This is a genomic window from Paraprevotella sp., assembly GCF_986071375.1.
Genome location: NZ_CFQRNQ010000002.1, coordinates 132,892 through 153,813, shown reverse-complemented (window position 1 = coordinate 153,813; position 20,922 = coordinate 132,892). Strand labels below are relative to the sequence as shown.

Below are 20,922 nucleotides of genomic sequence, written 5' to 3'. Positions count from 1 at the left end.
TTTCTATAATTTCTTCTTGTAACATCTCCTACGTTTGGTAAAGGTGGGATGCAAAGGCTTCCATTGGTTCAGTTCCTTCATGTTGTCTTCCAACTGCGGGCCGGTCTCGGCATACCGGAACCCCAACCGGTTATACACTGGAATCAAGTCGTTGAAAAATAATGCATTGACTCCCAAACCTTGGTAATCCGGACGCACGGCCACCAAAAACATCTCGGCTTTCTCTTCCCTCCTCCATTTCAACGCACGGAGCAGGTAAAACCACCCCAACGGCCACAAACGACCTTTCGACTTACGCAAGGCATGCGACAGGCTAGGCATCGTTATGGCCACTCCCACCAATTCTCCTTTTTCATCCTCTACGACCGACAGCATCCGTAAATCCAACAAAGGCAGATAACGTTTCAGATAGGTTTCTATCTGCCTGTCAGACATTTCCGTGTAACCAAACAATGGGGAATAAGCCTCGTTCAGCAAACCAAATACCTTTTTGCCATAGCCACAGCGGGAAATATCAAACTTAGTCAGTTTCCGGGTATGCAGGCCGAACATTTCCTTGGAAAGTGCCGCCACCCTGGCATATTTGGCTGGCACATCCTTTGGCACCTCAATGTTCACCTGCAGCCAATCCACCTCTTTCTCATACCCCAATGCCTCCAAATGTTCCGGATAGTAAGGGGGATTGTATATCGTCACCATCGAGCCCATACGGTCAAAGTCCTCCACGAGCATCCCTTCCTTGTCGAAATCGAATATCCCCATAGGCCCTTGGATACAATCCATCCCCCGTTCGCGGCCCCAATGTTCCACAGCCTCCAACAAAGCCGCAGACACGTCCTTGTCGTCAATGAACTCGATAAAACCGAATCGGACATTCTTCGTGTGCCATTTTTCATTGGCACGGTGGTTGACAATGCCGGCTATGCGCCCCACCACATTCCCGTTTTCATCGTATGCAATGAAAGGCTGGATTTCCGAAAAGTCCAACCCTGCATTTTTACGGGGGTCGAATGTATCACGGATATCCGTATCCATATCGGGGACATAATAAGGGCAGCCGGCATATAGCCTTTCCGTCAGCCTCACGAAATCATCCATTTCACGCTTCGTTTTTACTTCCTTTACATTTACTTTCCTCATGACAGGGCACAAATTTATGAATATTTTTCCCTTTCAACAAGGTCGGAAAAATTCAAAACCACCATATAGAACAAAAGTAGGGATTTTAAGAACACTGTTACGACAAAAGACATCCGATAAGCCCAAGTTACGACAAAACGGCCTTTGGCCTGAAAAGAAATAAAAGTATGCCAAAATGGCAGTCTGCAACCTCCGAGAATCGCTCATTTCGAGCTGCTTCCGGCAAGGATGCAAAATAATCCACCCACAGAAAACGACCCAAAAACAAAGTGCAAGGTGTTCCCGTCTTTTTGCTAGCACGGTGAAAGCCTGTCGTGTCCTACCTGCTGATGGAAAAGCTTTTTTCGTTATCTTTTCAGACTTTATCCTATCGTTGCGTTCGTCAAATCTTGTACACGAAAACAGCTCTAAAAAATGAAAAAACGGTCTCTAACTATACGTATTTTTCTCCGAAAAGCCGATTTTAAGGGTAACATGAGGAACATTTCGTTTTTTTATGCGGAGAATAAAAAATCATTTGGCTGCAAAACATTTTTCGTTCGGCTGAGATTAAACCTTCATTTTACCCTATTTTCCCTTCTTTATTCATATAAATATACATTTATTTGCATTTACACACTCTTTTCTGCTTCTTTCATTCGCTTGAATACTTCAAGGAAAAACTCTTTTTCTGCCATTTTGGCAGTCTTTCCACGGCATTAATTCCACAGAAAACACTACTTTTGTATTGTGAAAGAAAACATCCTAAAAAAACACATACACACATTATCCCATACGACTATGCAAGAAGAAATCAACGAATTCGTAGAGGCACTTTACCGTTTCGTAGCCGACGAAATCAAACGGGTGGCTGACCCTATATACAGCCAAGAGGGCATCAAAATCGTGGATGCACGAAACCACATCTTCCGCCTCACCGATGCGGTACGCACTGATGAGGCGGAAGACACATACGCCCTATCCGACCTTTGCATGGTAGACGAAAGCATGCAAACCGTCCCTAACCGGCAACGCATGTACCGCATTGCGCGGAACCACTGGTTATAAGTCCCTTATCGAAAAGACCTACCGAAACGGAGATAATAAGCCCCTCAGAAAGTCCACCCCAACCGTACCTTTGGCTTAATTGCATTACAGATGACAGCACGGTAAGTATCAGTGCCTTTTATCACCTTGTCTGAATATTTAAGTTCAGTTTGGTTTGTTTTGGTCGACATGACATAGATGCCTACCTCCGTACCAAGATACAACCCCTTATATACGTAAAAGTCCAAACCTGTAAATACGCTTGCAGCCACACCTACATGAGCTCGTTCTCCCACGTTTCCTTCAGATGTTGGCACACAATTCTTGTAAACAACCTGATAGGTATGGCTTCCATTTCCCAAATCTTCTGTATACTCCACCTTGGCTGAAGCAAAATGTTTATATACCCCGACCTGTACACCTGCATACAGAGACAACCGCTTAGCTACCTTAAAATGACGTTCATATCCTAAATCCACGCTTAGGTCTCCTAACCGGCCTTTCTCAAGATTGCCACCAAATTCATCATCCTCGTATTTTAAAGACTCAACACCAAAACCTATTTTCAAACGTAAAGCATCCTTGTCTGTCATAAAATAACGGAACTTCAAGCTATTAAGACTGTAATCATCATCATCGTGCCCGAAAGGGGTGAATTGTACCTCCGTACCGAATATACCGACCTTTTGCCTTCTTGATTCAGCTGAAGTATTGCCCACAAACAGAATCAATCCGGCAACCAACAGACATTTCACATTTTTCATATTGCCTCTACTTATCAAACCAACGCCACCAAAGCCTCATCATCAAGCACTCCCAACTGGTACTTCTGGATGATTTCTTCCGTCCGCGCGGCATCATCCGTGCGGAAAACCAAAATACCCTTTCCGCTCAAAAGGAAAGAATAAAGATAGGATATACCTATCCCCTCATCCGTAATCACGCGTACGGCATCGGCCGCACGCCCTGGACAGTTGTCCAACGTAATGGCAAATACTTCCGACATACTGGCCGAAATGCCTGCTGCCCGCAACACTTCGCACGCCCTCGCAGGTTCAGAACAAATAATACGGTAGATACCGTATTCCACGGTGTCGGATATGGTAGAAGCAATCAACTGGACACCGGCTTCTTTGAACAAGTCCAACACGCGCAACAATGTACCCGACTTGTTTTCTACAAAAATAGATATTTGATGTACTGTCATATTTTTTATTTTTAAATCAACGTCCTTCGTAAATCCCTTACCCTTACGGCCTTTCCTTCCTGTTGGGGCAAACTCCCCTTAGGCACCAATCTCACCATAGGGGTCAAAAGGATCTCATCCTTCAGTTGCCGCGTGATTTCACGGGTCAACGCCTGCAGGCGCGGATAGTCGTCACTGAAATCCTTCAGCTCCACTTCCACCGTCATCAAGTCGTTGGCCTCCTCGTTGGTCAGGGTTATCAAATAGTCCGTCCCAAGTTCTTCAAACTGCATCAATACCGTTTCAATCTGGATGGGGAAGATGTTGACTCCTTTCAGAATCATCATGTCGTCGCTCCGCCCCTTCATGCGGTCGAGCCGCTTGTGGTGGCGTCCGCACGGGCAGTCGTCCGGCAAAATACGGGTCAAATCGCGAGTGCGGTAGCGTAACAACGGCATGGCCTCACGGTTGATAGTCGTCAGTACCAACTCACCCACCTCGCCGTCGGGCACGGGTTCCAACGTCTGCGGATCTACGATCTCCACGATATAATAATCTTCCCAAATATGCATCCCGTTCTGCTCCGTACACTCGAAGGCCACACCTGGCCCGCACATCTCAGACATACCGAATGAGTTGTAAGCCTTCACGCCCAACATCTTCTCAATTTTACGTCTCTGTTCCTCCGAATGCGGCTCAGCCCCGATGACCAAAGTACGGAGCTTCGTGTCGCGCACAGGGTCTATCCCCATTTCCTCCATCACCTCATGGATACGGCTAGCGTAACTGGGAATGGCATGCAAGGCCGTCGTACCGAAATCCGTAATGAACTTAATCTGCCGCTTGGTATTGCCCGCAGCCGCCGGCACCGTCAGCATGCCGAGACGTTCGGCACCGTATTGGAAGCCCAATCCGCCCGTAAACATGCCGTACCCCGACGAGTTCTGAAAGACATCGCCCCGCCTCAGGCCGACCATATACAAGCAACGCGCCACGGCATTGGCCCACTCGTCCAAATCCTTCTGCGTGTGCAGGATGACCGTAGGGGTGCCCGTCGTGCCACTGGAAGAATGCAGGCGCACCACTTCGCTCATTGGAACAGCGGCAAACCCGAACGGGTAATTATCGCGCAAATCCTGTTTCGTAGTAAAAGGAATCTTACGCAAGTCATCCAACGAACGTATGTCTTCAGGAGACAGATGAGCCTCGGCAAACCGTTTCTGGTAAAAAGGAGATTTCATACAACGACGGACCGTACGGAGCAAACGTTCGAATTGCAACGCCTCAATTTCTGTCCGCGTCAAAGTTTCTAATTCTTCATGCAAATACATTTTCATTTGTGTTTTAATCATGACGGGGACAAAGTTATAAAAAACTATCGCAAAACGAGGGCATTTCCTTATGTTTTTTCACTGCTGTATATACGTCTTCCTCCCGACAGGACATAAAAAAAGGGCTCCGCTGAGCCCAACCTTTGTTAACCTTAAATCTAATACTATGAAAAACACAGTACAAAGTTACAACCTTTTGGCGGTTCTGCAAATTTCCTGTTCCAAAAAACATGTTATATAACATATTTTATCTTTTCAAGAAACATTTTCAATCTTCATGGGAATCAAAAGCAAAGTTTTTTGTACCTTTGGCCGGACAGAAAAACCAATCAAACAAAACCTGAATGAAAAAGCAGTATTTAAAAACCGTGATTCTGGCTGCTGCATTGGCAGGGCCGTTCAACACCATGGGGCAGGTCGCTACTCCGACACATGCCATTGAGCAAACGTTTACCATTCCCAACCCCGATTACAAACTTAGCCCTTACACCGGCATGACCCGCCAAAGCTGGTTGGATGCCGCTGAATACTTGCTAAGCGGGGCTTTCACTTACATCCGCACATTGGACGACCCGATGTATTTCCCCAAACAGCTCGACAAGGCTTATCCTAATAATGAAGGACAAGTGCCAACGGCCAAACTGGAAGGATTCTGCCGCACGCTGTTTGTAGCCGCTCCCTTGCTCCGGGAAAAACCGGAACTTACCTTGAACGGGATAAAAGTGGCTGACTACTACCGCCACCAACTCCTGAACCTCATCAATCCGGACAGTCCGAGCTTCATTCCCCACCGTAAAGGAGGGCCGAGCCAGATACTGGTGGAATTCGGAGCCTTAGCCATTTCATTATCTGTGGCCAAGGACATACTGTGGGAACCTCTCACACAAGAACAGAAAGACCAACTGGCCGCCACGATGCTTAGTTACGGCAACGGCCCGACCATAGGGTCGAACTGGATGTTCTTCAACGTTTTCGTCATCAGCTTCTTCAAGGAACAAGGTTATGCCGTCAACGACCAACGCATGAAAGAAAACTTGGAAAAGATCCTCAAGCTCTATCGTGGGGAAGGTTGGTATAACGATGCGCCGGCATACGACTATTACAGCATGTGGGCATTCCAGATGTACGGCCCCATTTGGGCACAAATGTACGGGAACTTCTATCCGGAATATGCCGCGCAGTTCATGAAAAACCAACATGACTTGGTGGACAATTATCCTTATATGTTCAGTGCCGATGGCAAGATGAACATGTGGGGACGGAGCATCCCTTACCGCTTCGGTGCCGTCGTACCGCTCGCGTTATTAGGATATGAAAAAGACCCGGCCATCAATTACGGATGGATGCGCCGCATCGCGTCCTCCACCCTGCTGCAATTTTTGCAAAACCCCGATTTCTTAGAAGACAACGTGCCGACGTTGGGATTCTACGGCGCCTTCGCACCGGCCGTACAGATTTACAGTTGCCGAGGCAGCGTATATTGGTGCGGAAAGGCGTTCCTGAGCCTGCTCCTCCCTGCCGACAATCCGTTCTGGACCGCCGTAGAGAACAACGGACCATGGGAAAAGGAATTCAAAAAAGACCATGTGTACAACAAATTCCAACCCGCCACGAACCTGCTCATCACCGACTACCCGAATTGCGGAGGGGCGGAAATGCGTTCATGGTGCCATGAAACGGTAGCCAACGACTGGCAAAAGTTCCGCAGTTCAGAAAACTACAACAAGTTGGCTTACCACACGGAATTCCCTTGGATGGCCGACGGGACGAACGGAGAGGTTTCCATGAACTACGCCACCCTGAACGGCAAGAACCAATGGGAGGTACTCCGTCTCTACACGTTCCAAAGTTTTGACGACGGCATCTACCGACGCGATGCCGAATTGGAAACCAACCATGACATCCGGTACAAACTGGCGGATATCCCCCTGCCTAACGGTGTCTTGCGGGTAGACAAGGTCGTCACTCCGGCAGCCACAAAAGTCCGTTTGGGACATTACACCTTGCCGGAAATCAACGGCAGTCCCGTCAAGGAAGAGAAGTCTTCCAAAGTAAAAGATGCCGTAATACTGCACAACGGGGCTTACCATCTGGCTTTGGTTCCGCTCCAAGGATGGGAAACAGTTACAGCCAGCTATCCGGAAGGCCTACATCCGGTGAGCCACAAATGCGGACTCATCATGGCTGAAAGCAACGTGGAAAAAGAAAAGATATTCGTCACCTTGATGCTTTGGAAGAAAGGCAAAAAAGGATTCACGAAGAAAGAACTGTCCCCCGTAAAGGACATAAAGGTATCTGAAGACCTGAATGCCGTAGACATCACGTTTGCGGACAAAAACGTAAAAAGGGTCTCTTTCTAAGACACTTTAAAGACAAGGGCAAAAGCATTTCCCGGTCGGCTCCAAACCAGTTTCGACCGGGATTTTTTTTATCCGGAAGACTCAGGCTTTTCCTAATATCTTCGCCACCAACCACTCCGGTGCAATCCGCATCCAAGGGACAAGAAATGCCCAACGTCGGGTAATCACGGCTTTCTTTTTCCGTGCGCTTATGGCCCTGTAGATAGCCTTCACAGCCTTTTCCGGTTCATCCACCCAAAACAACATTTCGGGATGAGAAAGCAAAGGAGTACGGACAAACCCTGGACGAACATCCGTCACGCAAACCTTCTTGCGGAAAATACGTGCACGTTGCCGTAACGCTTCCAAATAGTGAATCTGATATGCCTTGGAAGCGGAATAAGCAGGAGCCGGAGCCAAACCACGGATGCCGGCTACCGACGAAATGGCGGCCAAGTGCCCATATCCCTGTCGCATAAAAAACGAAAAAGCCCAGTCTGCCACTGCCGTCCAACCACGCACGTTGGTATCGACTGTGGGTAACTCCAGTCCGTAATCCAAATCCGGATTCATCCGTCCCACTCCGGAACATAAGACCAGTAAATCCAAACCTCCCATCTCACTGGCCAAAGCGGCCAAAAGCATGGCTATCTGGCCGACATCCGTCACATCCGCCTTTAAACAATACACTTCAGGATGACCTTCGGCCACTTCGGCCAACTTATCTCCACGACGGCCGACAATACCTACCACATGTCCGTCACGAATATAACATTCAGCCAACATACGTCCCAAACCGGAAGTTGCCCCTACCACTATAATCTTATGTTGTTGATTCATACGCCTCCCATTTTGATTCTTATACAAAGGTAAAGGAAAAACAGGCAGGAACCACCCGGCTGTTTGTATGGAAACAGGGGAAAGGCAACAGATTAACAGTTTTTATTAGGAAAAACTGCTTAGGTCTGAAATAAAGGCGTAACTTTGATACATAATCATTGATAAAATAGGAACAATATGAAAAAGCGTAGTTTATGTTTTAAATACGGCAACTTTAGTGCCGTTCTCTTTGCTCTTGCCTTAGGATTGGCCTCCTGCCATCTGGAGAAGAAAACGGGAACCGCCCCAAACAGCGCAATAAAAACGGAAGATATATCATGGGAAGAAAAGTCTTCGGCTGAAGGATGCAAGGTTGCAGCCGCTTATCCGACGGACAACTCCAGTGCCGTGACACAGAACATACGGGAATGGATGAATGAACAGCTTGGCGGAACCTACGCCGGAAGCTTGGATGACGGTAAGAAATTACTGGAATACTACGGCACGGAACGTGCGGAAAAGATAAAAAAGGCCATTGCCGAAATTGGGGAAAACACGTCGATGGATGCATCCGCCTATTACGTACAATTCAAAAAGGCTTTTGAAACAGAGAAGTTCATCACATATACTGCTGAGATATATGAATATTCGGGTGGAGCACACGGTGGAGAAAGCCTGAGTGGCGGCGTATTCCGCAAATCGGACGGTCGTAAATTCGGTTGGGACATGTTTACGGCAAGCGGAAAAGAAAAGTTGCGCGGCATGATAAAGAATGGATTGAAAAATAAATTCTTCAAAGTAAACAGCGATGAAGAACTTTACGAAATGCTATTGGACGAGAATGCACGTTATACTTTCCCCCTTCCGGAGACTGCCCCGGTATGCAGGCCCAACGGTGTAGAATTCATCTACCAACAGTACGAGATCGCTCCATACGCAGCCGGCATCCCTACATGCACTCTCCCTTATGACGCTTTGGAGAACCTGTTCACGGTCACGATGAAGCCTCTGATAGAAAGCACTACGGACTCTTTAGCCCTCACCTACAACCCGATAGTCAAACGATAACATTACACGCTCAATGCAAGCCATAACGAAAAAGCCCTGCGTCCTCATTGGATGCAGGGCCTTTTCGCTCTATCCATTCTATCGGTAATGGAAATAATCCACATCTACAAAACCGTTCTCGCCATTATCGTTAAAACAATAAATACCGATACGGTCACCCCGGTAGTTCCCCCACACCATTTGATAGGGCGTACCAAAAGACGTGAAATTATCCCCGTCTATACTATAAGCATAATAGGATTTCCCGTCTAACCCCCATTGGCTTCGGAACCAAATGTATCGCGAATGGATTTGCGCCCCCTTTGTCATTTTACCGTTCTCCCTATATTCCAAATAACGATTTCCTCCTTCTTTCACCACCCCGATAGCTGAATGTTGGGATGAAAAATGACAAAGTCCTGCTTTCTGTCCGTTTTCCATGTGAGAAATATCCATCCGAATTACCACATCGTTTTCCGACTTCCTGAACGTCCTTTGCGTAAGCGTATTACCGGCTTTCAACAAGTCGTTGGGTTTCAAAGGACGATATGCCTTCAGGCGTAACCATCCCGGACGCTCAGACAAGGAAAAAAACTCTTTTCGCGGTTGGTAGTTCCACTGCCACTGAGATGCCAAGCTGCTGCCATCAAAATCATCACTACGCCGGATGCTTAACTTCTCATCGGCATTAAAGGGCATATCCGAGCTCCATTTCATCGTACCGATTTTGGAATCCAACACTTTACCCAATAAAGGCCAACCGTCTACCCATGTCACAGGCAAAAGGCTGACGATACGCCCGCTCCAATCGCCGGTGCCATGATGAGTCAGAAAGTACCAGTTATTATCCCGCCCCAGGACTATGCCTCCTTGGTTAGGTTCCATCGCCTCCACGGAAGGCAAGGCCAGTTGCTTTTCCTCTTTATATGGTCCCGTCACTTTCCGTGAACGTTTCGCCAGGACGTAACGGCCTATGCCCGGCTTATGTTCACTGAAAACCAAATAGTACCATCCATCCACTTTTATCAACTTACTGGCCTCACGCCCACTTCCTTCATTAATAAGGACAGCCGATTTACGGTCTATGCTTTTCCCGTCTTCTGCCATCTTGAAAAGATAAGTCTTGTACCCGTCCGCGAAATGGGTCCCCACAAAATACCCATTCCCCTTCTCGTCCCAAATCGCAGTACAATCGTCCCAACCGGCTTCGGAAAGAAGCGGAGTCAGTGGCTCCCACGGTCCTTCGGGACGTACAGCCGTAGTCATGAAATACCCTTCGTCCGGAGTCCCGAAAAAAAGGTAAAACCGTCCGTTGTGATAACGCAATGTACCGGCCCAAATCCCACGGGCATAACGGTCCATAACGTTCCAGTTCAATGCGTTTCCGATTTGTGTCAGGTCTTCAACAGCATTCCCACAGATTTCCCAGTTCACCAGGTCCTTGGAATGCAAGACCGTCATTCCCGGAGAGAACTGGAAAGTAGAAGATATGGCATAATAATCGTCCCCCACCCTGATACAGTCTATATCGCTGTAATCAGACGGGATAACCGGATTCATGTACATTCCTCCGGCCTGTTCTCCCCAAACAGTCCAATCCCCCCAAACTTTTTGCTGCTGCGCTTTCAGCCCTGCAGACAAGCAAAAACTAAAAATCATCGGATACAAATATCTTTTCATAATTTTCATTTTTAATAAATATTCCATTCCCAAATCCCTGCAATGCCTTCTTTGATTCTGACTCTCAGGAAACGATATTTCCCCTTCGGTTCATCGACATGCGGAGATTTCACCCGCAAGTCATCATGTCCTCCGCACTTCCTCCATGTAGTCCCGTCCACCGAACCTTCAAGTTGGTAAGCATGTCCGGCCGTAGGACGCACAAAATAAATTTCACTGCACCGTATTTTCCGGATTCTTCCCAAATCTGCGACAAGCCATTTGTCCTTATCCCCTTCCGCAGCCATCCATCGGGAACCGTTCGCCCCATCTGCGGCAAAGGCCGGAACAAAATACTCCGTACGACGACATGCCTCATCTTTCATTGGCTTGATAAACATAGGAGCCGCAGTACTGGACGCATAAACCGTATCCGCCTTAATTTCTTTCCTTCCCTTCACCTTACGCAAAGCCCCAACTCCATCCAGGCTCAATTTCACCGGACGAATCGTACCGTCTTCATTGAACTCCAAGCGATTTACATAGGTTTGCCGGTTGGTACTGCGGCGGCCGAACTCCAAGTATGCAAAATAATAATGGTCTTCGTCCGTATTGAAAACACAACCATGTCCCGGCCCGAAGACACCTTGTTCGTAATCTGTAGTCGACACAATGTCCTGCTCCGGGTATTCGTAAGGCCCGAGAGGAGAAACCTTGCTCATCACATAAGCATACTGGTATTTCTCATCCCCTCCGATAGTATACAAATAATAATAGATGCCTTTCCGTTTGAAGAATATAGGGCCTTCCGAATATTCTTTACGAGGAGTAGAAATCACATGGACAACGGAATCCACCGTAATCATATCTTTTGCCAGTTTAGCCACATGCCGACGTCCCCAAAACACATAGGCTTGCCCGTCGTCATCTATAAACACTTCCGCGTCGATACCGCCCGGATCTTTTGTCTGCAACAAGGTAGAAGCCGTGTAAGGTTTGTAAAACCGGTCTTCCCCGCGAGCCAACTTAAACGGACCCTCCGGATGGTCGGCAACTGCCGGATACATATAACCGTTCACCGTAGGGTAAATGTAATACTTTCCATTAGCTTGGACAACTTTACTGGGAGCCCAGTACTTCTCAGTTGCAGCCGACGGGAAATATGTCCCGTCGAAACTCCAATGCACGAAATCCCTGGACTTCCATACCACCGGAGGCCCGGATGTTTCCAACCCCCTTCCATATCCGTCTGTTGTGGCATAACAATAAAACATACCATCGATTTCCTGTATGCTGGCGTCTGCAATCATATCCGGAACCAAAGCATTTCCGAACGGATTCACAACCTGGGCGTCCATAATGGCAACTACAGAAAAGGCTTGTCCTAAAGCCATTATTCTTTTCCACTTCATTTTCATGATACTATCATAATATATAATGTGCAAAGATATGAAACAGTGTTTATTTTCTTATTGGACTTTATAGCCTTTGACAAGAACAATATCTACCAATTCACATGAAGCGCATGTTCCATAAAGCACAACCATCCTTTGTTTCCCTTCGCACCATAAACAACCGTTATGGCAAGCCGACTGCAAAAATCACAGTCACGGAAACAAAGGATGGATTCAATCCGTCAAAGTACGAAAACCTGTTAATTCTTGAAACTGTGTATCGGAGCCGGAATACGACCTATCCGGTTCACGAAATCACCGCAACCGAAAGAGTTGACTGGCATCACGGGAGCATAGCCCAAAAGTCCTCCGAACTCCACCGTATCCCCTACCGTTTTCCCCACTACGGGAATGATGCGCACGGCCGTCGTTTTCTGGTTCACCATGCCTATTGCGGCTTCGTCTGCAATGATGCCCGAAATCGTCGTGGCGGGCGTATCGCCCGGAATGGCAATCATGTCCAACCCGACCGAGCAAACGCAAGTCATGGCCTCCAACTTTTCCAAAGTCAACGCGCCACACTCCACGGCATCAATCATGCCTTGGTCTTCACTCACCGGAATAAAGGCTCCGCTCAGCCCTCCCACGTATGATGAAGCCATCACGCCTCCCTTCTTCACCTGGTCGTTCAGCAAAGCCAATGCTGCCGTGGTTCCCGGAGCACCGGCGCGTTCCAAGCCGATTTCTTCCAATATTTCGGCCACACTGTCCCCCACGGCCGGAGTCGGGGCCAACGACAAGTCGATGATGCCGAAGGGCACTCCCAAACGCCGCGAAGCTTCTTGCGCCACTAATTGCCCCACACGGGTGATTTTAAAAGCCGTACGTTTGATTGTCTCACAGAGCACCTCGAAACTGGCTCCCCTGATTTGGCTCAACGCATGTTTCACCACGCCCGGACCGCTCACCCCCACATTGATGATGGCATCCGCCTCGGACACGCCGTGGAAAGCACCGGCCATGAACGGATTATCATCCGGAGCATTGCACAAGACCACCAGTTTAGCACATCCCAAAGAATCCTTATCTTTCGTCCGCTCGGCCGTCTGCAAGATAATCTCGCCCATCAACCTTACGGCATCCATATTGATACCGGTCTTCGTTGATCCCACATTCACCGAACTGCAAATGCGTTCCGTTTCTGCCAAAGCCTGAGGTATGGAACGGATAAGCAGTTCGTCGCTATGGGTCATCCCCTTGGACACGACAGCCGAATAGCCGCCCAAGAAATTAATACCGACATCTTTCGCTGCCCGGTCTAAGGCATGAGCCACCTTTACATAATCTTCCGGCATGCGACAAGCTGCTCCTCCCACCAACGAAACAGGCGTAATGGAAACGCGTTTGTTCACTATGGGAATTCCATACTCCTTAGAAATATCCTCACCGGTTTTCACCAAGTCTTTCGCCAAACATGTGATTTTATCATAAATCTTCCGGCAAAGCGCGTCCACATCCGAATCCACGCAATCCAACAAGTTGATACCCATCGTAATGGTACGCACATCAAGATTCTCCTGCTCGATCATCTTGTTGGTTTCCAATACCTCATATATATTAATCATATCTTAGCCACAGGATTAAATACGATGCATCTTATCAAAAATCTCTTCGCGTTGGCATTTCACCTGAACCCCCATCGACAAGCCTATCTCGGCCAACTCGTTCGCCAACACTTCAAAAGGCTTTTCCACCTTAGACAAGTCTGCTATCATCATCATATTAAAATACTCTTGTACAATGGTTTGGGATATATCCAAAATGTTTGCCTTGTTCTCTGCCAAGTACGTGCAAACCTTTGCAATGATGCCTACCGCATCTTTTCCTACTACTGTAATAATCGTTTTACTCATAATCTTTAATTCGGGATAATTGCTCCGTAAAAGAAACAGTCTGTTATTCAAAGGCGCAAATATAAGAAAATTTGCTGAATAACAGACTGTATTTCTATCAATAATATATGCTATACCACTTATCCGTAGATAATCTTGCCGTTTTCGTCACGGTTTTCATCAATAAACGATTTCTCGTATTGCGTCATACCTCGCAGAGACATACCCATACTGGAGAAGCCTCCGTCGTGATAAAGATTCTGCATCGTAACCTTTTTCGTCAAATCGGAGAACATCACCACGCAATAATCCGCACATTCGTCCGCACTGGCATTGCCCAAAGGAGACATGCGGTCGCTGAAATCATACAAACCGTCGAAACCCTTGATGCCGCCGCCAGCGGTCGTAAAGGTCGGAGACTGGGAAATCGTATTGACACGGACTCCTTTCTCGCGCCCATAAATGTAACCGAAGCTGCGGGCGATGGATTCCAACAACGACTTTGCATCTGCCATATCGTTATAGCCGAAGAAAGTACGTTGTGCCGCCACATAACTCAACGCCAAAATAGAACCGTTTTCATTGATGGCATCCAATTTTTTGGCCGTCTGAATCATTTTATGGAACGAAATGGCGGAAATATCCAACGTCTTGTTCAGGAAGCCGTAATCCAAATCGTCATACGTACGCTTCTTGCGCATGTTCACGCTCATAGCCACGGAATGAAGCACGAAGTCGATTTTGCCTCCCATCACCTCTTGTGCCTGCGCAAAGAGCTTCTCCAAATCGTCCACTGAAGTTGCATCGGCAGGAATTATCGTTGCATTGGTCTTTTTCGCCAATTCGTCAATCGTACCCATACGGCAGGCCACCGGGGTATTGGTCAACACAATCTGCGCCCCTTCTTCCGAAGCACGCTCTGCCACTTTCCAAGCAATAGAAGCGTCATTCAACGCACCGAAAATAATACCACGCTTGCCTTTTAACAAGTTATAAGCCATAATAGTAATCTAATAAAAATTATATTCTTCGTTATCGGGAGCAAAGATACAACTAATTTTGCACTTAAACCGCATATTTGTGCAAAACATTGAAAAATCCCATCGGACATCTGACGGGGATTGGCTTATTCTTCAGCCTCCGGTTCAAATATATTGTAAAGCGGCACGCGCCAGAAACCTGCATCGCGGTACCATTTCAAAGAAGTGAAAAACCGCATCATCAACATATCATAACCCGGTTGCAAAAGCTGAGATACCTTCGGGGGCACATAGGTACTCAAACCGCTAAACGCGCCATCCTTTATCGGGATTTCCGGCATCGCGGTATAATCGTTTACCGTACTGTAATCACCATGATCTTTATAAACCACCGCCTCGTCCAAAATATTCCTGATTTTCGGGACGTAAGGACTCGAAAGCCCTACACTGTCCACCCATTCTCCATAATCATATAATGGAAAGCCCGTCTCGAACATCTGTAAACCGTCACGGTCCACCTTCATCAAATGATACTGCACTGCCTCATCCTGAAACAAAGAATCCATATACAAGGCCAAGGCATCCATCTGCGAAAGATCTGAAACACTGATGGATACGAAATCATCCCACTCCACATCGTTATTCTGGAAATGTTTCATATAAGTCTGGGCAGCACGTGCCAACCCGGCCGCATCCATCTTCAGCAGATAGGGTAAAGCCTTGTCATAAGGGAATCCCTCTGCCGGAATGGAGTTGGGAGCCGCAAGGAAATAATGCGCCCGGTCTTTCAGCTCATACGCCGTCTCCATATTGGCCATCAAACAAGCGTCGAACATGACCATATCCATATACGGACACCCCTCAAGAGCCTCACGTATATCCGTAATATTCATGCTGTAGCCATTTTCTTCATCTCCGAAAGCACGCTTTCTTACCGTATCCGGCGTATAAAGGCTGCCGTTGGCATGAGAAGAGAACGCAACGCCTTTTCGTTGGGCCGGATACAACGTAAAGACATCATTGATGACTTCCTTCATCACTTCCGGGTCCACCGAATACTGGTTGGGATAAGTCTTCACAGTCGTCTGCTGCACTTTTCCGCTATTGTCTTTCCCTATCAGGTATAATGTCGGCACCGAACTGATGTCGGCATACACCAACACATTGGCATTGATGTCGGATTTACCGTATCCGATTTTCATATCACTGATGTTGGCATTCAAATACTGTTTCAAATCGTTCTGCCCTACCATATATAAAAGGTATGTGGCTTCTTTGGGTTGGTCCGCGTCAGGACCTCCCTTGTCCGTATCGTCCTCGCAGGCTGCGCACACACACACCATCATTAACGCTCCAATATACCCTTTTATCCTAAGCTTCATAGCTATACGTTTTTTTCATCTATTTCGCAAAGGTACTAAAAATGGAATACAATCCAAATCTTTTAAGCAAAAAAAGTGACACGGCAAACTGACGAAAAAACAAGAGGAAGACGGAAAATCAATCTCAGCCGAACGATTTCTCATTCTCCTGAGATTGACCCAAGGCTTTTTTCACTCTGCAGAAACAAGCGGCCAGTCCTCTTCATCCCATGTCATTTCCCGAAAAAATAATTTACTGGCTCCATCATCCGAACGGCTGTAACCATGGGCCATGAAATAATCTTTTCCATCGAAATGATAAGCCGCACTATGCCCGATGGCCACAAATTCATCACTATAGTCTACGACCAGGCTTCCTCCGCCTCGCGTCAGTTCCCTTCCGTCTTTATCCACATAAGGGCCGGTCACCCGGGCGGAACGGCCCACCACAACCTTATAATCGCTCTTCAGCCCCCGGCAACAGAAATCATAGGACACAAACAAATAATAATAACCGCCATGCTTAAAGATGAACGGGGCCTCGACGGAATTTACGGGACACGAAGGTATGTCGGAAGCCCCCTCGAACTGGCGTGTGCATATTGTGTACAATTTTTCCGGTTTCAAAGTAGAAGTCAAATCCTCGGTCAACCGTACCAATTGGATACCTCCCCAAAAGGATCCGAATGCCATCCAAGGGTCTCCCTTTTCGTCTACGACGATGTTCGGGTCGATGGCATTAAAGTTGTCATGGGAATGCGACACGATAACCGCGCCGGTATCCGTCCACGGTTCGTCAGATGCCGGACTCAAAGTACTGCGATAGGCATGGCCAATGGCAGAAGTGTTCTTTCCGAAAGCGGAACAAGAATAAAAGAGATGATAATTCCCCTTATAATAAATGATATCCGGTGCCCACGTATGCCCTTTATACTCTGGGATACTGTCCATTGCCCACTGCGGGGGAGCCGGAAAAACACCGTGCCGGATTGTCCATTCGGATAAGTCTTTCGACGAGAAAGACGAAACGTTATGTCCAGTGGAATAAAGATAATATGTATCCCCTTCTTTCGCCATGACAGGGTCATGTACCAACGGTTCGCGCACTACGCGCCCTTTACGGGCACCCTCGCCTTGTTGGGCATAACCACTCATCAGCGCAAAAAAACCCAACATGCCTATAAACAAAGTTCTTTTCATGAAATAAGATTAATGATTTCGATAACAATTTTAATATCCGCTCAAAAGTTGGAAAACGGCTTGTGTATAATCCGCCACTTTCTGTGCCTTATGAATCTTCTTGCGGCATTTACGGTCGCCTCCGGGATACATATATTCCCAAAAGGATTTCATCTTCGTCAGCAGTTGCTTCTCGCCTCCTTCGAGCGTGCGGGCATAATGGTCCAACAAATCCGCATGCAATGCCCTCAAAGAGGACATCCTTCGCTCCATGCTCCATGCCGCGCCCTCACGGTATTCGATAGCTACCCAAGGAGCTGCCAACAACCCGCGTCCCATCATGACGCCTTCCAAAAAGGGCATTCCCCGCTGTAATTCACTAAGAAACTCTACCGTCGTGACATCGCCGTTATAAACTACCGGATGACGGCATTCACGGGCAAAACGAAGAAAAGCCTCACGGTCGCATACCCCCTTATATTGCTGCCGCCCTGTTCTTGCATGCACCACCACCCGGGACAAATGAGTCTCATTCAACACAGGAAGAAGCTCCATGCACTCTGCCGCATTCTCATATCCCAAACGCATTTTTACGGAAAAAGAGATGTCCGGATAGCGTTCCACGACCTGTAACAATCCTCTCACCCGTTCAGGTTCAGGCAGGAGACCGCACCCCTTTCCCTTTTTCACCAACATGGGAAAAGCGCACCCCATATTTAAATCCACCTCCTGATATCCATAGGAGACTACCTGATCCAGAATCAGCTCTGCCTCTTCGGCCGAAGCCGCTATGATTTGAGGAACAAGATGCCCCACTTTGTTTGCATCCGGATGCAAATCACGTACATCCTTTCTTCTCAGGCCACCGTGCTCCCAACGGATGAAAGGTGTGTAATACACATCCACTCCACCGAAGTGTTTCTCAAAAGCATTGCGGTAAGGAGCCTCCGTAAGCCCCTGCAAAGGAGCCATATATATCTTTAATCTTTCCATATTATTTTTCCGGTTTCTTTATATCCCGTATAATACGTTCCATTTCATCGAATTCCGCTCCCTTGTTCTGATTCAGGTAAACTTGATACAACAAAGGCGCCCAACGGGAAGCCTTGTCCGGAGACAACCGACGCACCTGTTCCAAAGGCTCCTCTGCCAATGCGTAATACGTCATCATTTCCTTTCTGTATTTCCGATATGCAACACTTTTCAACTCTGATTTTTTCATCGCATCGGAAGAAGCCTTGGCCATATTGCAATAAGCCAGCCCCTTAAAATAATTGGCCTCAATATTCATGCTGTCCAAAGTCAGAACCACATCACAATTAGCTATACAATTCTTATAGTCATCTTTACGCATGTACACCAATGCCTTTGCATACCAGAACAAAGCATTCTTCGGGTCGTATTGTATCATCCGGTCTGCAAACAACAACGCTTCGTCGTATTTCCCCTTACGGTTCAGAAACTCCTGCAAACTGGTGAAAAAATATGTATGGTCAGGGAAGTTCACAATCCCCCTTTTCAATTCCTTCACCCAAGCTGCAGTATCATTCAAAGCCAAGTGCGACCTACAAAGATACTCCTGCACATACTGTTGGTTCTTGGAGTAACGCAAAGCCGTCGGAGCATAACGTATCACGCCGTCGTAGGCCCCGATATGGTATCCCGTGGCTATAATCCAATAGGCCACACGGGAATACATCGTATCCGTCTGATTCAAGAAGTCACTCTTCAATGCCGGATATTCGGCCGAAGACAAATATAAATCCAAGAACCGGAATGCTTCCGTATAATTCTTCTTTCTCAAATAGAAGCGTCCGCCATTCAATAAATTGGCACGATGTTCCAACAGCCTCTTACGAACAGACGAACGGAACTTGAAACGCCCTTTGTACTCTGAAGACAACTCTACGGAATCACATTTCTCGAAATATTTATAGGCATTGTAGATACTATTATAATAAAGCACCGTATCGTACGCACGTTTCAAATAGATTTTTTCATTTTCAATGTCATTCAACCTGCACTGCACCAATGCCGCCGTATAATAAAGTTCTGCACGCTTCACCACTTTTTTCTCGCCGGACAGCGCATCCATCAGGCTCTTCTCTGCGGCATCCAACCGCTCCCTTACCTTCTTGGCCTCATCTCCGTTCTCCTCGTATCTGGCGTTCTTAATGGTTTTACGCGCTTCACGAACCACATTGGCACCGTCCGACGTCTGACAACAAACCCCGAACATACAAACCGTTGCCCAAAAACTCAATCTACTCATCCTATATAAAACAAAAGGGTGATGCCCACACTTTCATTGAACACCACCCCAATTCTTTCTTACTTTGTCATTATCTCCTACCGATTACTTGAGATAAGTATCCATCTCTGCTTCTTTAGCCTTCTCCCCGGTAATGTAATACACCGTCTTCAGACGCGAAGCCCACCTTTGCGGATTGTCAGGCTCAAGTTCCTTGACTTTCAGGAAGAACGGTTCTGCTTTCTTATACCAATCTTTCACTTGCGCGATTTTAGCATCGTATTCATCTTTCTTCAGATTTTTAGTTTTACCGATTGCTTCATTGATGCCATATCCTGTATTACAGCAACATACACCGGCATTGTAATAAGCATCCGTAAAAGTAGGATCTATCTCCGTACTCTTCTCAAAGAACGGAAGGGCTTCCTCGAATTTCTCCTGACCAAACAATACTACACCTTTTGAATAATTGGCAATCTTGTTGTTAGGGTCGGCAGCCAAAAGACTGTTGGCAAACTCCAACGAAGCCGCATCATTCTTCTTTTCGGTGTAATAAGCCAACAAATTCTGGGCTATCACTTCATCTGCTGCTGCATACTTCTTCGAAGCGTCAATCCATTGGGCCGTATCACCCTTTTCCAGAAGTGTCATCAAATGTAACTGCTTTACCGTCTTGGCTTCCTTGTCATACTTCAATGCCTCTTCCAAATGAGTAGCGACCTTATCGAAATCCTTACCCTGGTAAGCTGCCAGACAGGCATAATAAGCTACCTGATTTTTGTCAAACACACTATCGTTCAACACCTTCGGTTCATCAGCCACCAGTTTATGATTCTGCGGATAAGTCAACCATGCATCGTATGCTTTATAAGCTCCCGCAAAATTCTGATTTTGGAAGTCAAACTGACCGACGTACATCAAGAAAGTACGGAACTTCATCAAGTTGCCTTTGTTCTTTTCCGCATATTCCTTTTTCTCGTCATACTCGTTGCATTTTTCGTATGCGTCCAGACAAGCATACAGGTTTTTAGCAAACTTTGCCGTATCCAAAGGCTGGTGAGCAGCCGCTTTGTTCAGTTCATCTGCAAAAAGCCTTTGGTACAAATCTCCCTGAACATCCCAAGCCAAAGCCATGTCTTTGGTTTCTCCGCTGTTCAAAGCTTCGGTCAACAACGTCTGGGCTTCCTCTATTTGATTGTTGTTAATCAATCCCTGAGCTTTTTTCACCAGTCTGTTCTGCGCGAAAGCACCGGTTGAAGCAACCAGCAATGCAATTGATAATACGTATTTATTCATAACTTTATAAATTAAAAGTTTT

At 47.0% G+C, this 20,922-nt stretch carries 18 protein-coding genes; 3 read left to right on the top strand and 15 right to left on the bottom strand.

Annotated features, from left to right (window positions below):
- Positions 1–3 precede the first annotated feature (3 nt).
- On the bottom strand, positions 4–1,140 hold the full coding sequence (locus AC5RDV_RS01795; RefSeq protein ID WP_282747660.1) for a GNAT family N-acetyltransferase: 1,137 nt from the start codon (positions 1,138–1,140) through the stop codon (positions 4–6).
- Positions 1,141–1,920: 780 nt separating this feature from the next.
- On the opposite strand from AC5RDV_RS01795, the gene AC5RDV_RS01790 reads away from it, so the two are divergent.
- A complete protein-coding gene (locus tag AC5RDV_RS01790; RefSeq protein WP_008624103.1) occupies positions 1,921–2,187 on the top strand; it encodes a hypothetical protein in 267 nt (88 codons plus the stop codon).
- Positions 2,188–2,231: 44 nt separating this feature from the next.
- Here AC5RDV_RS01790 and AC5RDV_RS01785 read toward each other — a convergent pair whose 3' ends face one another.
- From AC5RDV_RS01785 to AC5RDV_RS01775, 3 genes are read right to left on the bottom strand one after another with little or no spacing between them, the layout of a single operon-like run.
- Positions 2,232–2,930, bottom strand: a complete 699-nt coding sequence (locus tag AC5RDV_RS01785) for a BT1926 family outer membrane beta-barrel protein (RefSeq protein ID WP_282747659.1) — start codon at positions 2,928–2,930, stop codon at positions 2,232–2,234.
- A gap of 14 nt (positions 2,931–2,944) precedes the next feature.
- On the bottom strand, positions 2,945–3,373 hold the full coding sequence (locus AC5RDV_RS01780; RefSeq protein WP_172604634.1) for an amino acid-binding protein: 429 nt from the start codon (positions 3,371–3,373) through the stop codon (positions 2,945–2,947).
- A gap of 11 nt (positions 3,374–3,384) precedes the next feature.
- Complete coding sequence (locus AC5RDV_RS01775) at positions 3,385–4,683, bottom strand: phenylacetate--CoA ligase family protein (RefSeq protein ID WP_282747702.1); 1,299 nt, start codon at positions 4,681–4,683, stop codon at positions 3,385–3,387.
- Positions 4,684–5,027: 344 nt separating this feature from the next.
- On the opposite strand from AC5RDV_RS01775, the gene AC5RDV_RS01770 reads away from it, so the two are divergent.
- Positions 5,028–7,043, top strand: a complete 2,016-nt coding sequence (locus AC5RDV_RS01770) for a DUF2264 domain-containing protein (protein WP_282747658.1) — start codon at positions 5,028–5,030, stop codon at positions 7,041–7,043.
- An 81-nt stretch (positions 7,044–7,124) separates the two neighbouring features.
- Here the strand turns inward: AC5RDV_RS01770 and AC5RDV_RS01765 are convergent, their stop codons facing one another.
- Positions 7,125–7,862, bottom strand: coding sequence for an SDR family NAD(P)-dependent oxidoreductase (locus AC5RDV_RS01765; protein WP_008624108.1), 738 nt, complete (start codon positions 7,860–7,862; stop codon positions 7,125–7,127).
- A 177-nt stretch (positions 7,863–8,039) separates the two neighbouring features.
- Here AC5RDV_RS01765 and AC5RDV_RS01760 point away from each other — a divergent pair, with 177 nt between their 5' ends.
- Positions 8,040–8,909, top strand: a complete 870-nt coding sequence (locus AC5RDV_RS01760) for a DUF3298 and DUF4163 domain-containing protein (RefSeq protein WP_008624109.1) — start codon at positions 8,040–8,042, stop codon at positions 8,907–8,909.
- 78 nt (positions 8,910–8,987) lie between these two features.
- On the opposite strand, the gene AC5RDV_RS01755 is transcribed toward AC5RDV_RS01760, so the two are convergent.
- The 10 genes from AC5RDV_RS01755 to AC5RDV_RS01710 all read right to left on the bottom strand — a co-directional run bounded on the left by AC5RDV_RS01755 (position 8,988) and on the right by AC5RDV_RS01710 (position 20,900).
- A complete protein-coding gene (locus AC5RDV_RS01755; RefSeq protein ID WP_040602407.1) occupies positions 8,988–10,568 on the bottom strand; it encodes a glycoside hydrolase family 43 protein in 1,581 nt (526 codons plus the stop codon).
- Positions 10,569–10,579: 11 nt separating this feature from the next.
- Positions 10,580–11,959, bottom strand: a complete 1,380-nt coding sequence (locus AC5RDV_RS01750; protein WP_282747657.1) for a family 43 glycosylhydrolase — start codon at positions 11,957–11,959, stop codon at positions 10,580–10,582.
- A 242-nt stretch (positions 11,960–12,201) separates the two neighbouring features.
- Complete coding sequence (locus tag AC5RDV_RS01745) at positions 12,202–13,566, bottom strand: PFL family protein (RefSeq protein ID WP_008624114.1); 1,365 nt, start codon at positions 13,564–13,566, stop codon at positions 12,202–12,204.
- Between the two features lie 15 nt (positions 13,567–13,581).
- The gene (locus tag AC5RDV_RS01740) at positions 13,582–13,854 is read right to left on the bottom strand and encodes an ACT domain-containing protein (protein ID WP_008621773.1); all 273 of its coding nucleotides are present in this window, start codon (positions 13,852–13,854) and stop codon (positions 13,582–13,584) included.
- A gap of 119 nt (positions 13,855–13,973) precedes the next feature.
- Positions 13,974–14,834, bottom strand: coding sequence for an enoyl-ACP reductase FabI (locus tag AC5RDV_RS01735; RefSeq protein WP_008624116.1), 861 nt, complete (start codon positions 14,832–14,834; stop codon positions 13,974–13,976).
- Between the two features lie 125 nt (positions 14,835–14,959).
- Positions 14,960–16,195 carry a clostripain-related cysteine peptidase gene (locus AC5RDV_RS01730; RefSeq protein WP_282747656.1) on the bottom strand — a complete coding sequence of 412 codons (1,236 nt, stop codon included), beginning with the start codon at positions 16,193–16,195 and terminating at the stop codon, positions 14,960–14,962.
- Positions 16,196–16,366: 171 nt separating this feature from the next.
- Positions 16,367–17,374 (bottom strand): family 43 glycosylhydrolase, encoded by a 1,008-nt coding sequence (locus AC5RDV_RS01725; protein ID WP_282747655.1) that lies wholly within the window; start codon positions 17,372–17,374, stop codon positions 16,367–16,369.
- 30 nt (positions 17,375–17,404) lie between these two features.
- Positions 17,405–18,346 carry a tRNA-dihydrouridine synthase family protein gene (locus tag AC5RDV_RS01720; protein ID WP_282747654.1) on the bottom strand — a complete coding sequence of 314 codons (942 nt, stop codon included), beginning with the start codon at positions 18,344–18,346 and terminating at the stop codon, positions 17,405–17,407.
- A 1-nt stretch (position 18,347) separates the two neighbouring features.
- Positions 18,348–19,625: a tetratricopeptide repeat protein gene (locus AC5RDV_RS01715; RefSeq protein ID WP_232038301.1), complete on the bottom strand. Its 1,278-nt coding sequence runs from the start codon at positions 19,623–19,625 to the stop codon at positions 18,348–18,350.
- 84 nt (positions 19,626–19,709) lie between these two features.
- Positions 19,710–20,900, bottom strand: coding sequence for a tetratricopeptide repeat protein (locus tag AC5RDV_RS01710; RefSeq protein WP_282747653.1), 1,191 nt, complete (start codon positions 20,898–20,900; stop codon positions 19,710–19,712).
- Positions 20,901–20,922 lie beyond the last annotated feature (22 nt).

Coding starts and splice junctions, on each gene's coding strand:
- AC5RDV_RS01725 (WP_282747655.1), bottom strand. CDS start 17,374: ATGAAAAGAACTTTGTTTATAGGCATGTTGGGTTTTTTTGCGCTGATG.
- AC5RDV_RS01795 (WP_282747660.1), bottom strand. CDS start 1,140: ATGAGGAAAGTAAATGTAAAGGAAGTAAAAACGAAGCGTGAAATGGAT.
- AC5RDV_RS01785 (WP_282747659.1), bottom strand. CDS start 2,930: ATGAAAAATGTGAAATGTCTGTTGGTTGCCGGATTGATTCTGTTTGTG.
- AC5RDV_RS01735 (WP_008624116.1), bottom strand. CDS start 14,834: ATGGCTTATAACTTGTTAAAAGGCAAGCGTGGTATTATTTTCGGTGCG.
- AC5RDV_RS01775 (WP_282747702.1), bottom strand. CDS start 4,683: ATGTATTTGCATGAAGAATTAGAAACTTTGACGCGGACAGAAATTGAG.
- AC5RDV_RS01745 (WP_008624114.1), bottom strand. CDS start 13,566: ATGATTAATATATATGAGGTATTGGAAACCAACAAGATGATCGAGCAG.
- AC5RDV_RS01760 (WP_008624109.1), top strand. CDS start 8,040: ATGAAAAAGCGTAGTTTATGTTTTAAATACGGCAACTTTAGTGCCGTT.
- AC5RDV_RS01710 (WP_282747653.1), bottom strand. CDS start 20,900: ATGAATAAATACGTATTATCAATTGCATTGCTGGTTGCTTCAACCGGT.
- AC5RDV_RS01720 (WP_282747654.1), bottom strand. CDS start 18,346: ATGGAAAGATTAAAGATATATATGGCTCCTTTGCAGGGGCTTACGGAG.
- AC5RDV_RS01715 (WP_232038301.1), bottom strand. CDS start 19,625: ATGAGTAGATTGAGTTTTTGGGCAACGGTTTGTATGTTCGGGGTTTGT.
- AC5RDV_RS01750 (WP_282747657.1), bottom strand. CDS start 11,959: ATGAAGTGGAAAAGAATAATGGCTTTAGGACAAGCCTTTTCTGTAGTT.
- AC5RDV_RS01730 (WP_282747656.1), bottom strand. CDS start 16,195: ATGAAGCTTAGGATAAAAGGGTATATTGGAGCGTTAATGATGGTGTGT.
- AC5RDV_RS01780 (WP_172604634.1), bottom strand. CDS start 3,373: ATGACAGTACATCAAATATCTATTTTTGTAGAAAACAAGTCGGGTACA.
- AC5RDV_RS01765 (WP_008624108.1), bottom strand. CDS start 7,862: ATGAATCAACAACATAAGATTATAGTGGTAGGGGCAACTTCCGGTTTG.
- AC5RDV_RS01770 (WP_282747658.1), top strand. CDS start 5,028: ATGAAAAAGCAGTATTTAAAAACCGTGATTCTGGCTGCTGCATTGGCA.
- AC5RDV_RS01755 (WP_040602407.1), bottom strand. CDS start 10,568: ATGAAAAGATATTTGTATCCGATGATTTTTAGTTTTTGCTTGTCTGCA.
- AC5RDV_RS01740 (WP_008621773.1), bottom strand. CDS start 13,854: ATGAGTAAAACGATTATTACAGTAGTAGGAAAAGATGCGGTAGGCATC.
- AC5RDV_RS01790 (WP_008624103.1), top strand. CDS start 1,921: ATGCAAGAAGAAATCAACGAATTCGTAGAGGCACTTTACCGTTTCGTA.